The sequence below is a fragment of the Planktotalea sp. genome (genome assembly GCF_018607995.1).
In the GTDB taxonomy this organism is placed as follows: Bacteria; Pseudomonadota; Alphaproteobacteria; order Rhodobacterales; family Rhodobacteraceae; genus Planktotalea.
Window position 1 is genome coordinate 35,509 of the sequence record NZ_JABBAL010000006.1, and the last position, 14,113, is coordinate 49,621.

14 protein-coding genes and 1 pseudogene are annotated in these 14,113 nt (G+C 53.5%); 6 read left to right on the forward strand and 9 right to left on the reverse strand.

What is annotated here, in order from left to right:
• Positions 1–22 precede the first annotated feature (22 nt).
• From QZ280_RS01745 to QZ280_RS01755, 3 genes are read left to right on the forward strand one after another with little or no spacing between them, the layout of a single operon-like run.
• Entirely contained in the window at positions 23–871 is an 849-nt protein-coding gene (locus QZ280_RS01745) for a fumarylacetoacetate hydrolase family protein (protein WP_293440535.1), read from the forward strand.
• Positions 864–1,787, forward strand: coding sequence for a 2-hydroxyacid dehydrogenase (locus QZ280_RS01750; RefSeq protein WP_293440536.1), 924 nt, complete (start codon positions 864–866; stop codon positions 1,785–1,787). The genes QZ280_RS01745 and QZ280_RS01750 overlap by 8 nt, the downstream gene beginning before the upstream one ends.
• Positions 1,788–1,806: 19 nt before the next feature.
• Positions 1,807–2,397, forward strand: coding sequence for a LysE family translocator (locus tag QZ280_RS01755; RefSeq protein WP_293440537.1), 591 nt, complete (start codon positions 1,807–1,809; stop codon positions 2,395–2,397).
• On the opposite strand, the gene QZ280_RS01760 is transcribed toward QZ280_RS01755, so the two are convergent.
• A complete protein-coding gene (locus QZ280_RS01760) occupies positions 2,394–3,161 on the reverse strand; it encodes an SDR family oxidoreductase (protein ID WP_293440539.1) in 768 nt (255 codons plus the stop codon). The genes QZ280_RS01755 and QZ280_RS01760 overlap by 4 nt on opposite strands.
• Positions 3,162–3,230: 69 nt before the next feature.
• Between QZ280_RS01760 and QZ280_RS01765 the strand changes: the two genes are divergently transcribed.
• From QZ280_RS01765 to QZ280_RS01775, 3 genes are read left to right on the forward strand one after another with little or no spacing between them, the layout of a single operon-like run.
• Positions 3,231–4,271, forward strand: a complete 1,041-nt coding sequence (locus tag QZ280_RS01765) for an L-idonate 5-dehydrogenase (RefSeq protein ID WP_293440540.1) — start codon at positions 3,231–3,233, stop codon at positions 4,269–4,271.
• Positions 4,272–4,289: 18 nt separating this feature from the next.
• On the forward strand, positions 4,290–5,111 hold the full coding sequence (locus QZ280_RS01770; protein WP_293440541.1) for a phytanoyl-CoA dioxygenase family protein: 822 nt from the start codon (positions 4,290–4,292) through the stop codon (positions 5,109–5,111).
• Between the two features lie 20 nt (positions 5,112–5,131).
• On the forward strand, positions 5,132–5,647 hold the full coding sequence (locus tag QZ280_RS01775) for a redoxin domain-containing protein (protein WP_293440542.1): 516 nt from the start codon (positions 5,132–5,134) through the stop codon (positions 5,645–5,647).
• Here QZ280_RS01775 and QZ280_RS01780 read toward each other — a convergent pair.
• From QZ280_RS01780 to QZ280_RS01815, 8 genes and pseudogenes are all read right to left on the reverse strand, one after another.
• A pseudogene (locus tag QZ280_RS01780) lies at positions 5,639–6,148 on the reverse strand (TIM barrel protein); the annotation flags it as partial. The gene QZ280_RS01775 and the pseudogene QZ280_RS01780 sit on opposite strands and share 9 nt — an antisense overlap.
• A gap of 316 nt (positions 6,149–6,464) precedes the next feature.
• Positions 6,465–6,863, reverse strand: a complete 399-nt coding sequence (locus QZ280_RS01785; protein WP_293440544.1) for a RidA family protein — start codon at positions 6,861–6,863, stop codon at positions 6,465–6,467.
• A 25-nt stretch (positions 6,864–6,888) separates the two neighbouring features.
• The gene (locus QZ280_RS01790; RefSeq protein ID WP_293440546.1) at positions 6,889–8,505 is read right to left on the reverse strand and encodes an AMP-binding protein; all 1,617 of its coding nucleotides are present in this window, start codon (positions 8,503–8,505) and stop codon (positions 6,889–6,891) included.
• Complete coding sequence (locus QZ280_RS01795; RefSeq protein WP_293440548.1) at positions 8,499–9,659, reverse strand: acyl-CoA dehydrogenase family protein; 1,161 nt, start codon at positions 9,657–9,659, stop codon at positions 8,499–8,501. Before QZ280_RS01795 ends, QZ280_RS01790 begins: the two co-directional genes overlap by 7 nt.
• Positions 9,659–10,459: an enoyl-CoA hydratase family protein gene (locus QZ280_RS01800; protein ID WP_293440549.1), complete on the reverse strand. Its 801-nt coding sequence runs from the start codon at positions 10,457–10,459 to the stop codon at positions 9,659–9,661. Before QZ280_RS01800 ends, QZ280_RS01795 begins: the two co-directional genes overlap by 1 nt.
• A 2-nt stretch (positions 10,460–10,461) precedes the next feature.
• Positions 10,462–10,935, reverse strand: a complete 474-nt coding sequence (locus tag QZ280_RS01805; protein WP_293440550.1) for a MarR family transcriptional regulator — start codon at positions 10,933–10,935, stop codon at positions 10,462–10,464.
• Positions 10,935–11,672 carry an SDR family NAD(P)-dependent oxidoreductase gene (locus QZ280_RS01810; protein ID WP_293440552.1) on the reverse strand — a complete coding sequence of 246 codons (738 nt, stop codon included), beginning with the start codon at positions 11,670–11,672 and terminating at the stop codon, positions 10,935–10,937. The genes QZ280_RS01805 and QZ280_RS01810 overlap by 1 nt, the downstream gene beginning before the upstream one ends.
• Positions 11,669–13,963 carry a bifunctional salicylyl-CoA 5-hydroxylase/oxidoreductase gene (locus tag QZ280_RS01815; protein ID WP_293440554.1) on the reverse strand — a complete coding sequence of 765 codons (2,295 nt, stop codon included), beginning with the start codon at positions 13,961–13,963 and terminating at the stop codon, positions 11,669–11,671. Before QZ280_RS01815 ends, QZ280_RS01810 begins: the two co-directional genes overlap by 4 nt.
• Between the last annotated feature and the right edge of the window lie 150 nt (positions 13,964–14,113).

Below are 14,113 nucleotides of genomic sequence, written 5' to 3' on the forward strand. Positions count from 1 at the left end.
AACGTAAACTCTAGGAATTGATATGAAACTTCTCCGCTACGGCCCTATTGGCGCCGAAAAACCCGGTCTTCTGGATAATGCAGGTCTGCTGCGTGATCTGTCTGCGCATGTGGATGATATCACTGGTAACACGCTGGATGACGCAACCCTCGCAAAGCTGCGCGCGCTTGATCCAGCAGATTTGCCCGTCGTTGAGGGTGAGCAACGCATCGGGGCCTGTGTCGGCAATATCGGCAAGTTCTTGTGTATCGGTCTTAACTACTCCGACCATGCAGCTGAGACGGGCGCGGAAATCCCAAAGCATCCGATCCTGTTTTTTAAAGCGAACTCCGCTATCGTTGGGCCTTACGATGATGTGGTCATGCCACGTGGATCGGAGCAGACCGATTGGGAGGTCGAGCTTGGCGTGGTTATCGGCAAAGAAGCAAAATACGTCAGCAAAGAAAACGCGCTTGAGTATGTTGCGGGCTATTGCATCGTAAATGACGTCTCAGAGCGGCACTATCAGGCGAATTTGACGGGCCAATGGACCAAGGGCAAATCCTGCGACACTTTTGGGCCAACAGGTCCGTGGATGGTGACGCGTGATGAAGTCGGTGATCCCCAAAACCTCGCTATGAGTTGCGATGTAAATGGCAAGCGCATGCAGACGGGTAACACCAAGACGATGATCTTCACCGTCGCGGAAATCATCGAACACCTTAGCCAGCTTTTCACCCTGCATCCGGGTGATGTGATCACGACTGGCACCCCTCCCGGCGTTGGCCTTGGTATCAAACCTGAGCCTATTTTCCTTAAGAAAGGCGACGTCATGGACCTGACCATCGAAGGTCTCGGACACCAGCGCCAGAAGGTTGATCAAGATGCCTGATCTATTGCAAATCGGCGGCATCACGGATGCGATGCAAGCGCGACTTGAAGTTGCGTTCACGATCCATCAGCTCGACAATTTCGAGCCGGAAAAGATCACCCATGTCATTACCAACGGTCATGACGGGGTGAACCCGGACTTGATGACCTCGCTCACCAATCTGAAGGTAATCAGCGGCTATGGCGTGGGCTATGACGCGGTTGATGCAAATGAAGCCGCGCGGCGCGGTATCTATGTGACGCACACGCCAAACGTGCTCAACGAAGAAGTGGCAACGACTGCACTTTTGCTGATGTTGACCTGCTATCGTGAAGCGCTGCGAGACGATGCTTATGTGCGCTCTGGCGCGTGGGAAACAAAGGGCAACGCACCTTTAACACGCTCTGCGGAAAATCAAACCGTCGGCATCTTGGGGTTGGGCCGCATTGGGCAAGCGATTGCCAATAAGCTCGCACCTTGGAACGCGAATATCGTTTATCATTCTCGCAATAAAAAGGACGTGTCCTACACTTATTACGACAATCTCACCACTATGGCGCTTGATTGTGATGTGCTGATTTGCATCACACCGGGTGGTCCATCCACCAACAAGATCGTCAACAAAGAGGTGATGGAAGCACTTGGCCCAACAGGAACGCTGATCAACGTCAGCCGAGGTTCAGTCGTGGATGAAGCAGCGATGATTGAAGCGCTACAAATGGGTACTATGGGTTGGGCTGGCCTTGATGTGTTCGAGGCGGAACCAAGCGTACCCCAAGCCCTGCGCGATCTGCCCAACACGGTTTTGCTGCCACATGTTGGCAGTGCCACAGTGGAAACCCGCGCTGCAATGGGCGCATTGACGGTGGATAACTTGCTCCAGCATTTGAAAGACGGCAATGTGATCAGCGCCGTTCCCGAATGCGCGCATTTGTGATCAAAACTGGCGATGATGAATGATTGAGTTCATCATCGCCGTCGTCTTTCTTCTTATCACCCCCGGCCCCGGCGTTTTGACCACGGCGGGCATTGGGGCTGCATACGGTTATCGCGCGGGACTTGGCTTTGTGGGCGGGCTCATGCTTGGTGGATTCATCAACATGATGATCGTTATCTCCGGCCTCGCCGCACTGATTCTAGCGATACCATCGCTACGTCTCGTCTTGCTTATCGGCTCTGTCGCTTATCTGCTCTACCTTGCATGGCGTATCGCAAGCGCTGGGGCGAAAGTCGGGTTTGCCCCAGCAGATACCCCGCTTGGGCTCAAGAACGGTTTGATGCTGCAATTCATCAACCCAAAGGCCTACGTCGTTAGTACAACACTGTTTTCGGGATTTATTTTCCTACCAGAAAGCCCCGTTTTGGAAGTCGTTCTAAAGCTTATCGTGTTCAATCTGATCTGGCTGCCTATTCATCTGGTATGGCTCGGGTTTGGCGCGAAAATCGGTAGCCTCAACCTGCCCCAGAGCCGCCAGCGCGCGATCAATATCGGTATGGCGCTGGCCTTGGTTGCGGTTGTGGGTATCGCCCTTTGGACTTCCCTCTAGAGCGAGGCGGTGATTCCGCCATCCACATAAAGCGTGTGCCCGTTGACGAAACTCGCCCCCTTTGAGGATAGGAAAATCGCGGCCCCAACCAACTCTTCAACATTGCCCCACCGCCCTGCAGGTGTGCGTTTGGCCAGCCAAGCGCTGAACTCATCATCCGCCACAAGCGCCGCGTTAAGAGGCGTATCAAAATACCCCGGCGCGATAGCGTTGCAATTTAGACCGTGCTGCGCCCAATCCGTCGCCATGCCTTTCGTGAGGTTGGCAACTGCGCCTTTGGTTGCGGTGTAGGGTGCGATTCCTGGCCGTGCAAGCGCAGTCTGCACCGAGGCGATGTTGATAATTTTGCCGGTGCCACGCGCGATCATGTGACGTGCTACAGCTTGGCCCACGTGAAAGACGCTCGCCACATTGGTTTGTAAAAGGCGCTCGAACGCATCGGCTGGGAAATTTTCCAGCTCTGTGCGGTGTTGCATACCTGCGTTATTGATCAAGATATCAATCGGGCCATTGGCGGCCTCGAACCCGTCAACAGCACTGCGCACGCCCTCATGATCCGTTGCATCAAACGCAAGCTGATGCACAGTTGCGCCTTCTTCTGCCAGCGCCTTTGCAGCACTCGCGAGTTTGTCTTCATCGCGGCCATTTAGCACAATTTCAGCACCCACACCCGCCAGTCCACGTGCCAGCGCAAAGCCAATCCCTTGGCTAGAGCCCGTAATCAGCGCGCGCTGGCCTGTAAGGTCAAACATTTGAAGCGACATAGAAAATTTCCTTTGATCATTTGCGTCAAGTAAACGTAACTTGGCACGACTTGTACAGGGAAACCAAACATGCACAGCGCCAATCCATCCATCGTCATTCATGCCGCCCGCGATCTACGCGTAGAAGAGCGCAACACGCCAGTCATCGGTGCGGGCCAAGTCTTGATCGAGATGCAGGCAGGCGGTATTTGTGGTTCGGATTTGCACTACTACAACCATGGTGGATTTGGCCCGATCCAATTGCGCGAACCTATGGTTCTTGGGCACGAGGTGTCAGGCAAAATCATTGCAATTGCAAATAATGTCAGCGGCTTATCTGTTGGTCAGCTTGTCGCGGTGTCGCCGTCACGCGCATGTCAGTCTTGTGAATATTGCCTCAAGGGTCAGCAAAATCACTGCCTCAACATGCGTTTTTACGGCAGTGCGATGCCCTTTCCACATATCCAAGGGGCATTCCAGAAAACCCTCGTGGCGGATGCCTCGCAATGCGTGCCAGCGGATGGGCTAACCGCAGCGCAAGCGGCTATGGCCGAACCCCTCGCCGTGTGTTTGCATGCGGTGAAACAAGCGGGCGATCTGATGGGCCAAACCGTGCTGGTCACGGGTTGCGGACCAATTGGCTGCCTGAGTATCCTAGCCGCGCGCCGTTCGGGCGCGGCACATATAATCGCGACTGACCTTTCTGACTTCACACTTGGCAAAGCGCGCGAGTGCGGTGCTGATGTGGCATTGAATACCGGGACAGACCCAAAGGCATTGGCCCTTTATCAAAGCGATAAAGGTCAAATCGACGTGCATCTTGAATGCTCCGGCGCTGCAGCCGCGCTTGCAGCAGGCGTTGCGTGTTTACGCCCCAAAGCTACGCTTGTGCAGCTTGGACTTGGCGGGGATATGACCGTACCCATGCAGGCGATGACCGCGAAAGAGATCACCTTGCGCGGATCTTTCCGCTTTCACGAGGAATTCGCGACAGCCGTGCAAATGATGCAAAGTGGTTTGATAAAGGTTGACCCGTTGATCACCCATAGCTTTGATATCGCTGACGCGGTTGAAGCGTTTCATACCGCAAGTGATCGCAGCAGTGCCATGAAAGTTCAGTTAACGTTTTAAGGCCGGGGAGGGCCGGTGATGAAAGATCTGCAAAGCACATATGAGGCTAACGGTTTTGTGGTGCCTCTGGATATCCTCACACCGACTGAGGCCCTTGCCCTGCGCGCAGATTTTGAAGCTGCCGAAGCAGAGCTCGCGGACGATCCCGCAAAGCTGAAACTGCTTTATGCTTACCCAGATCGCTTACTGCCGAGCTTTGACGCTCTCGTGCGCCATCCCAAACTGATTGAGGCTGCATCCCGCATTTTGGGTCCTGATCTTATCGTGTGGAGCGGCGCTTTGTTTGTTAAAGAAGCCCACTCACCAAAAATTATTTCTTGGCATCAAGACCTGACCCATTGGGGTTTAGATGACGCGGAAGAAGTTACGCTTTGGGTGGCAATTTCCGACGCGCCTGTTGAGGCAGGTTGTATGAAATTCGTGCCCGGTTCACACAAACAACGCATTGTTCCGCATATTGATACGTTCAGCGAAAACAACCTCTTATCCCGTGGTCAAGAAATCGCAGTGAATGTGCGCGAAGAGGATGCTGTGCACGCCGCGTTAAAAGCGGGGCAAGCCTCGATGCACCACGGGCATCTTTTTCACGCGTCTGATCCCAACACTACAGATGATCGCCGCATTGGCACGGCCATTCGCTTTATTAAACCCGCAATGCGCCAAGAGGACGGCACTAAATCCTTGGTAGCGCTGGTCGCGGGGCAGGATGACTACGGTCATTTCGAGCTTGCCGCACCACCCAAAGGTCGTTTGCACCTTGATGATTTCGAGATCTGCCACCAAGATGCAGAGCGTAAACACGCGATCTTGTTCAAAGGTGCAGACCCCAGCAAGATGTAAACATACCAAAAGGACATATAATGAGCAGCCCTAAACCAAACGTTGGTCAACCCCTTGATCCAATGAGTTTTAACCATGTCGATGGCGGCACACGCAGTATTGGTGAAGGTGGTGATCGCTGGAGCGTTTTATTCGTGTATCGCGGCAAACATTGCCCGCGCTGCAAGCGTTATCTCAACAAACTCGAAGCTGCCCTGCCAGCATGGCAAGAACACATGGATGTATTGGTTGTCTCTGCCGACACGCAAGAAAAAGCCGACGCTGACAAAGCCGAATTCGGGTGGAGCTTTGATCTATGCTACGGTCTAACTGTCGATCAAATGCGCGCCTTGGGTGTTTATGTGTCCGAACCCTTGTCAGAGGCCGAAACCGATGCGCCTTTCGCAGAGCCCGGTACTTTTGCGATGCGCCCTGACGGGACCTTGATGTTGGTCGACATCTCCAACGGTCCAGCCTCGCGCCCTGACTTGGAAGAATTCCTCGACGGAATGATCTTCAACATCACCAACGATCGTCCTGTGCGTGGTTTAGCCTAAGGCTTTCATCCAAGCTAAGCTTTCTGCGGTTGGGCCGTTGGGCCGACATTCGGCACCCAGCGGTTTCTTCCGCCCCAAGGCATCAAGCTGCTTAAAAATCGCTTTGTAACCCAATGTTCCCTGCTTAGGTGCGCCGCGATCAGGGACGGGTGCAAGTTGGATGTAACCGATGATTGGCAACAGTCTTGCCAGATGCGCGCCGACATCGCCCTCTGTGCGGGCGACATGGTAGCAATCAAACATAAGGGGCAGGTTTGCGGCGCTTGTGTCAGCAATAATCTCCGCGGCTTACGCGAAAGTGCCTAGGAAATAACCTGGCACATCATTGGCGTTGAGTGATTCAATCAAAATCGTGAGGTCATGTGTCTGCGCCATCTCGCACGCCACTTTGAGATTGCTAACGAAGGTCACATGCGTCGCTCGTCCGCGTTCATTTCCAGCCATCACTTGGACCGCACGCGCGCCGATCACTTTGGCATATTCTATAGCTTCTGAGATCGCGGCAAGCGCATCTGCCTAGCGTCCTACCAACGCACTAAGCCCGTTTTCGCCCGCCTCCACATCCCCGCGCCGCAAGTCCAAGCCAAGCATCGGCAATCCTGTTTCTATAAGGGCAGCCTACACAACTTGGGCGGGAACGTCATAGGTTCAATGACACGTTACAGTGTCAAACCCTGCGGTCTTTGCCGCAAGGATTGCCTAAGCCAGCGGATATTTTGTCCATATAAATCCAAGGTTGGCAGAAAATTTGGTCATGCTTGCCACCCTTTTGAGTTTTCACATCACAGGGGACAGGTTAGCCGATCACGAACGAACCTTACGGTGCAATATAGGCCGTCGCTTCGATCTCGAGCAGCGCTTCATCTTCAACGAGCCCCGCAACAACCAACATCGACATCGCCGGAAAGTGGCGACCAAGAACGCGGCGATAGACGTCACCAATTTCACGCTGGCGCACAATATACTCGGATTTATCGGTAACAAACCAAGTCAAACGTGTGATGTTCTCGACCCGCCCACCTGCGGCTTCAACAACGGTCACGATATTGCACAATGCCTGCTCCATCTGACCAATGAAGTCGTGGGTTTCAAAGATTTGCTCCGCAGTCCAGCCGATTTGCCCGCCAACATAGAGCGTTCCATCCGGCGCGAGCATGCCGTTGGCATACCCTTTGGCCTTGGCCCATCCGTCTGGCTGTATCACTGCATTGGTCATTTTGAACTCCGCATTTAGAGGCGTTTTATGCGTCATCTTTCAGCAAATAACGCTGGATTTTTCCGGTCTGGGTCTTGGGCAACGCATCGATAAATCTAATGTCCCTTGGGTATTTATATGGCGCAATCGTTGCTTTCACGTGATCTTGCAAAATATTGGCAGTTTCAGAAGTGGGAGCTGCGTCAGCCAAAACGATATGGGCTTGAACGATCATGCCCCGCTCCGCATTAGGTGCGCCTACAACAGCACATTCGCGCACGGCCGGATGTGACAAAAGCGCGGCTTCGACCTCTGGGCCAGCGATATTGTATCCCGAAGAGATGATCATATCATCGCTCCGCGCCAAGAAGTGCAAATAGCCATCTGCGTCCATTTTGAATGAATCGCCTGTGACGTTCCAACCCTCCAACACGTAGCCTGGCTGTCTATCATCATTCAGATATCGACACCCGGTTGGACCGCGCACCGCAAGACGCCCAACCTCTCCTCGCGCAACCTCTTCGCCGTTTTCATCAATGATCTTCGCCTCATAGCCTGTCACAGGCTTTCCCGTGCAAGCCGGTTTATGATCATCAAAGCGATTGGAAATGAAGATATGCAACATTTCCGTCGCACCGATCCCATCGAGCATCGGTTTGCCAGTTTTTGCCATCCAATCGTCATAAACCGGAGACGGTAAGGTTTCACCTGCAGACACCGCCGCGCGCAGGCTGCTGAGGTCCGCACCTTGCTCTATCGCCTCTAACATCACGCGGTAGGCAGTGGGTGCGGTAAAGCAGACGGTCGCTTTATATTTTTGTATAATCTCGATCATGTTGGGTGGCGATGCGGCTTCCAGCAAGGTTGCCGTCGCACCAAACCGCAACGGAAAAATCGCAAGGCCACCAAGGCCGAACGTGAATGCCAAGGGCGGTGAGCCAACAAAGACATCCTCTGGCGTGACCTGCAACACCTCGCGCGCATAGCCATCGGCCACTATCAACAGATCCCGGTGAAAGTGCATCGTCGCTTTGGGAGCCCCCGTCGTGCCCGATGTGAAGCCGAGCAAGGCCACATCATCACGTCCGGTCTGAACCGCGTCAAACCTGACAGGTTTTTCTAGCGCAAGCCTATCCAGAGTCGCATCGTGATTGGATGTGCCATCGAAATCGACAAGTTGCGTGAGATGGCTGCTCGCGTCCCGACAGATCTGCATTTCCTTCAGCAAACGACTGTCGCACAGCGCATGCGTGATTTCTGCTTTGTTGACGATCTGCCCCAGCTCCATCGCGCGCAGCATCGGCATCGTGTTCACCACAACCGCTCCTACCTTTGTCGCGGCAAGCCAGCACGCAACCATCGCAGGATTGTTCGCAGACCGGATCAGCACGCGATTGCCCGCTTTCACACCAAGATTGTCGACCAACACATGCGCAAGCCGATTAGTCCAATCCGCCAATTCTTTGTAAGTGCGTTGCCGTCCATTCCCGATAAGCGCCGTATGATCGCCAAACCCTTTTGCGACCATCGCATCGGTCAATTCAACGCCTGCGTTCAGCTGTTCAGGATAGTCGAACCCTTCCAAATTAAACTCTGGCCATTGCTCTAACGGGGGCAAGTTATCGCGGGCAAAAGTGTCGAGATGGGCGCTGGCACTTAACATGCGTTATTCTCCATAGTTTGGCGCGCAATGATGACCCGTTGCACATCCGAAGCCCCTTCATAAATGCGCAAGGCTCTGATTTCACGGTAAAGTTTTTCAACAATTTCTCCCGATCTCACACCATCGCCCCCGTGAAGTTGCACGGCTTTGTCGATAATTTTCTGCGCTTGATCGGTTGAAAACAGCTTCGCCATTGCCGCTTCGCGCGTGACACGCGGAGCACCGCTGTCTTTGGCCCACGCAGCGCGATAGATCAGCAATGCGCTGGCATCAATGTCTACGGCCATATCTGCAATGTGACCTTGCACCATTTGCAAATCGAACAAGGGCGCACCTTGAACATGTCGGTGTGTCACCCGCTCAAGGGCTTCGTCCAACGCGCGTCGCGCAAAACCAAGCGCCGCGGCAGCAACGGTCGAACGAAAGACATCCAAGACGCTCATCGCGATCTTAAAACCTGCGCCGCTTTGACCGATCAACGCAGAAGCAGGAACGCGGCACTGATTAAAGCGAAGTGTCGCTAAAGGATGCGGTGCGATGGTTTCCAAACGCTCGACAACGTCCAAGCCTGCAGTGTCAGCGGGCACGACAAATGCAGATAATCCACGCGCGCCTGCCGCTTCGCCTGTGCGCGCGAAAACGGTGTAAACGTCGGCAATACCGCCATTGCTGATCCAGGTTTTTTCGCCGTTCAAAACATAGCTATCCCCATCCAGCGTCGCAGTCATGGTAGAGTTTGCAACGTCCGAACCTGATTGTGGCTCTGTCAAAGCAAACGCAGAAATTGCAGTGCCAACGCGGATTTTTGGCAACCAGTCTGCCTTTTGCGCGTCCGATCCGAATAGCGAGATTGCGCCAGTCCCAAGCCCCTGCATCGCGAATGAAAAATCCGCCAAGCCATCATGGCGCGCGAGCGTTTCGCGGATCAGGCATAGAGTGCGCACATCTAGCGTTGCATCTCCAGACGGATCAACGGCGGCATGGTCAAGCCAACCGCCCTGTCCCAATGCCGCAACCAGCGCACGGCACGCGTTATCCGTATCAACATGATCAATCGCGCACAGGTTTTTCGCCGCCCAATCGTCAAGGGAAGCCGCAAGCGTGCGGTGACGCTCTTCAAAAAACGGCCAGTTCAAGAAGGATGTATCCGCCATCAATTGCCCTCGAACACTGGTTTTTCTTTGGCAACAAACGCATTGAACGCACGCTCGAAATCTGCCGTTTGCATGCAGATTGCTTGCGCTTGCGCCTCTGCTTCGATGGCTTGCTCGATGGACATGGACCACTCTTGTACCAACATGGTTTTGGTCATCATGTTCCCAAAATTCGGCCCAGTCGCGATACGCGTCGCCATGTTTAGAGCTTCAGATGTCAGGTCTCTCGCGGGAACTACCTTGTTGTGAAAGCCCCATGCATAGCCTTCATCCGCGCTCATGGAGCGGCCTGTGTAGAGTAATTCCGCCGTACGACCTTGGCCAATGATACGTGGCAAGATCGCGCAGGCCCCCATATCGCAGCCCGCTAACCCGACGCGTGTGAAGAGGAACGCCACTTTCGCCTCTGGGGTTGCGATTCGAAGATCTGACGCCATCGCGATAATCGCCCCTGCCCCGACACAAATTCCGTCAACCGCGGCAATCACCGGCTTGCCGCAGCTCACAATCGCTTTGACCAAATCTCCGGTCATGCGCGTGAAGGCCAATAGCTCTTTCATCGACATTTTGGTTAAAGGCCCGATGATGTCGTGGACATCCCCGCCAGAGCTAAAGTTGCCACCGTTGGATGCAAAGACGACCGCATTTACATCATCCGAATAAGCAAGGTCACGAAACCAATCGCGCAGTTCTGCGTAACTCTCAAATGTCAGCGGGTTCTTGCGTTCAGGCCGATCCAACGCGATGGTCGCAATGCCGTCTGCAATCTCGCATTTAAAGTGCTTCACATCTGTGCGCATGCTTAACCTCTATCCTTTTGTAAACTCGACTCAAGCTGTTCAAGCCGCTGCGAGATGTCATGCGCCGCCTCAGGCGAGAAATCGCGTAGCATGTCATTCACCCAGGCTTCATGCGCCATGGCCTGTTGCTGAAATTCTTCTTGCCCACGCTTGGTCAGCCGCACAAGGGACGCACGTCGATCCCCCGGAACGGGAACGCGCACCAAAAATCCATCCTTGGACAGGCGATCCACGATGCCCGTCACATTGCCATTTGAGACACGCAAGACATCTGACAATTGGCTCATCTTCAGGCCGTCCTCAAACCGAGAGAGCGCAGCCATCACATCAAAGCGTGGCAGGGTTGTTGCAAATTCCTGCCGCAGGTTTTCGCGCAGCGTTGCTTCAATTGTGCTGCTTGCTTTCAAGAAGCGCAGCCAAAGGCGCAACCGTTCTTTAGAAGCCGTCGTAGTTTCGTCTTTCAAGTCAGGTTGCATTAAATTTCCCCTCCCGAAAGGCTTAGAGCGTGGCCATTGATCGACCGCGCAGCATCAGAGCAAAGCCAAAGCGCAGTCGCGGCAACCTCATCCGTTTGAATGAAACGCCTTTGCGGGTTGCCTTTGCTCAGCGACTTTGCAGCGTCTTCAGCACTCATGCCAGTCTTTGACACGATGTTTTCTATTGAACGCTCAAGCAAGGGCGTTTCGATGAACCCCGGGCAGATCGCGTTCACCGTTATCCCCGTTGCGGCTAGTTCTAAGGATAGCGCGCGTGTCAAACCAACGACGCCATGTTTTGCAGCACAATAGCCGGAGACATAAGGATAACCTTTGAGACCTGCTGTCGATGCAATTGCGATCATACGGCCAGACTTCGCGGCTTTCATGTCCGATAAGGCGGCTTGCCAAACGTTGAAGACCCCCGTGAGATTTACGTCCGTCATAGCGGTCAAATCCGCAGCGCTCATTTTGGCGAAGGGCAAAGACCTTGCAGCACCTGCATTGGCCACGACGATTGTGATCGGACCCTGTGCCTTGCGCGCTTTTTCAAAGGCGGTTTTAACGGCAAGAGCATCTGCAACATCGCATATTTGATAGGGCAAGCCTTGTGCAACTAGGGTTTCTTCAGTGCGTCCAAGAATCGTAACACGGTAGCCCGCGTACGCAAACTGTCGCGCAGTTTCTGCCCCAACGCCGGTTCCACCACCTGAAATGACGACATGTGCCTTGCTCATACCTTACCCGCTAATTCTGCGTCACGATCCGCATTGCGCCACATCTGGTCACGCCCCGCTTCATAAGGCAAAGGCCATTTTTCTTGGCGGTCCCCCAAAGTGGTCGCAGTGTGAAGCGTCCAATACGGATCGGCTAAATGCGCGCGCGCGATACAAACGAGATCAGCGCGACCTGCCATCAGAATAGAGTTAACGTGGTCTGCTTCGTAGATGTTGCCAACGGCCATCGTTTTTATTCCCGCCTCATTGCGAATCCGATCAGAGAACGGTGTTTGAAACATGCGCCCATAGACTGGCTTGCCTTCGGTTGAGGTTTGTCCGGCAGACACGTCGATAATGTCCACACCAGCGGCTTCAAACATTTCAGCTATCTTCACCGCCTCTGTCGGTGTTACGCCATCGTCGCCTGCCCAATCATTAGCAGAAATGCGCACCGACATCGGTTTCGCCGCAGGCCACGCCTCGCGCATCGCTTCGAACAACTCCAAAGGATAGCGCATCCGGTTTTCTAAGCTACCGCCGTATTCGTCGCCACGCACGTTCGATAAAGGCGAAATGAAGGATGAGATCAGGTAACCGTGCGCCGCATGCAACTCGATCATGTCGAAACCAGCCCGCTCGGCCATTTGTGTTGCTGCCACAAAGTCCTTTTTGATCATATCCATATCAGCGCGATCCATTGCTTTGGGTGTCGCATTTCCATCTGACCACGGGATTGCAGAGGCTGACAAAAGCGGCCAATTGTCCGCTTTCAAAGGCTGATCCATACCGTCCCAGCCAACGCGCGTAGAACCTTTACGACCTGCGTGACCGATCTGGCAACAGATCATCGCGTCAGTTTCTGTGTGCACAAACCTGTTCAATCTGGTCCATTCCGCCTCATGCTCTGGTGCGTAAAGACCTGGACAGCCCGGGGTAATACGGCCCTCAGCCGACACGCATGTCATCTCGGTATAGACGAGCCCCGCGCCACCTTTTGCGCGTTCGCCGTAGTGGATCAAATGCCAATCCGTCGGTGCCCCATCCAATGCCTTATATTGCGCCATCGGGGACACCACGATCCGGTTTTTCAAATGCATATCGCGCAGTCTAAAAGGTGCGAACATTGGCGCACGCGCAGGGCCATTGTTAGCAGAGCCTGCCTGCTCCATGAACCATGCTTCAGCGGAGCCAAGCCATTCTGCGTCCCGTTCTCGCAAGTTCTCATGGCTGATCCGTTGCGAGCGCGTCAGCATCGAGTAATTCAACTGAACAGGATCAAGATCTAGGTACCGCTCTACGTCTTCGAACCATTCCAGCGAGTTTCGTGCAGCTGATTGCAAGCGCAAGACCTCCAAGCGGCGCGCATCCTCGTATTTCTCAAACGCGTTTGCGATGTCCTTTTCCGCATGAACATGATCCGCAAGGGTGGCGGCGGACTCCAACGCCAGTTTTGACCCCGATCCAATGGAAAAATGCGCAGTGGCCGCCGCATCACCAAGCAGAACAACATTCTCGTGGTGCCATTTCTCACAAAGTACGCGTGGAAACTGGATCCAGGCTGAGCCACGAATGTGATTGGCATTGGTCATCAAAGAATGACCATCCAAATGCTCTTTGAACACCTCTTCACAAATTGCAATTGTCTCTTGCTGGGTCAGATCACCAAAACGGTAAGCGTCAAAGGTTTGCTGAGAGCACTCCACGATGAACGTCGCCGTGTCATCGTCAAACTGATATGCATGCACCCAAAGCCAGCCTTTGTCCGTTTTTTCAAAGATAAACGTAAATGCGTCGTCAAATTTCTGATGCGTTCCAAGCCAGATAAACTGACATTTCCGCACATCAATATCGGGTTGAAACGTTTCCTGAAATTCAAGCCGCGTTTTGGAATTGAGGCCATCACAGGCGACAACCAAATCATACTCCAACATATAGCTCGAAGCAGCGGCGATCTCTGTCTCAAATTGTAGATCGACCCCCAATTCGATAGCGCGCGCTTGCAAGATTTGTAGCAACGTCTTGCGCCCGATGCCGCAAAACCCGTGCCCCGAACTAAGTGTTTTCGTTCCTTGATAGATCAGGGCCATATCGTCCCAATAAGCAAAGTGCTTGCGAATAGTTGCGGCAGAAATCGGATCATTGGCTTCAAGATTGTCTAAGGTTTCATCCGACAGGACCACGCCCCATCCGAAGGTATCGTCCGGTTTGTTGCGCTCAAACACGACAACCTCGACCCTAGGATCCCGAAGCTTCATGGATATCGCAAAGTAGAGACCCGCAGGTCCACCGCCTAAACACGCAATCCGCATTTGCTCACCTTTCGAATTTTCGATCAACATCAACGCTAGAGTGTGCACTAATTTATTTCAAGTATAGATATTTTTTACCTAAAGTAATTTTTTTAACTGCTGTTTCTTGGCGAGGTCTAGGATCCACAGGCTCAAAAGCCAGAACTATGC

Coding starts and splice junctions, on each gene's coding strand:
- QZ280_RS01745 (WP_293440535.1), top strand. CDS start 23: ATGAAACTTCTCCGCTACGGCCCTATTGGCGCCGAAAAACCCGGTCTT.
- QZ280_RS01750 (WP_293440536.1), top strand. CDS start 864: ATGCCTGATCTATTGCAAATCGGCGGCATCACGGATGCGATGCAAGCG.
- QZ280_RS01755 (WP_293440537.1), top strand. CDS start 1,807: ATGATTGAGTTCATCATCGCCGTCGTCTTTCTTCTTATCACCCCCGGC.
- QZ280_RS01760 (WP_293440539.1), bottom strand. CDS start 3,161: ATGTCGCTTCAAATGTTTGACCTTACAGGCCAGCGCGCGCTGATTACG.
- QZ280_RS01765 (WP_293440540.1), top strand. CDS start 3,231: ATGCACAGCGCCAATCCATCCATCGTCATTCATGCCGCCCGCGATCTA.
- QZ280_RS01770 (WP_293440541.1), top strand. CDS start 4,290: ATGAAAGATCTGCAAAGCACATATGAGGCTAACGGTTTTGTGGTGCCT.
- QZ280_RS01775 (WP_293440542.1), top strand. CDS start 5,132: ATGAGCAGCCCTAAACCAAACGTTGGTCAACCCCTTGATCCAATGAGT.
- QZ280_RS01785 (WP_293440544.1), bottom strand. CDS start 6,863: ATGACCAATGCAGTGATACAGCCAGACGGATGGGCCAAGGCCAAAGGG.
- QZ280_RS01790 (WP_293440546.1), bottom strand. CDS start 8,505: ATGTTAAGTGCCAGCGCCCATCTCGACACTTTTGCCCGCGATAACTTG.
- QZ280_RS01795 (WP_293440548.1), bottom strand. CDS start 9,659: ATGGCGGATACATCCTTCTTGAACTGGCCGTTTTTTGAAGAGCGTCAC.
- QZ280_RS01800 (WP_293440549.1), bottom strand. CDS start 10,459: ATGCGCACAGATGTGAAGCACTTTAAATGCGAGATTGCAGACGGCATT.
- QZ280_RS01805 (WP_293440550.1), bottom strand. CDS start 10,935: ATGCAACCTGACTTGAAAGACGAAACTACGACGGCTTCTAAAGAACGG.
- QZ280_RS01810 (WP_293440552.1), bottom strand. CDS start 11,672: ATGAGCAAGGCACATGTCGTCATTTCAGGTGGTGGAACCGGCGTTGGG.
- QZ280_RS01815 (WP_293440554.1), bottom strand. CDS start 13,963: ATGCGGATTGCGTGTTTAGGCGGTGGACCTGCGGGTCTCTACTTTGCG.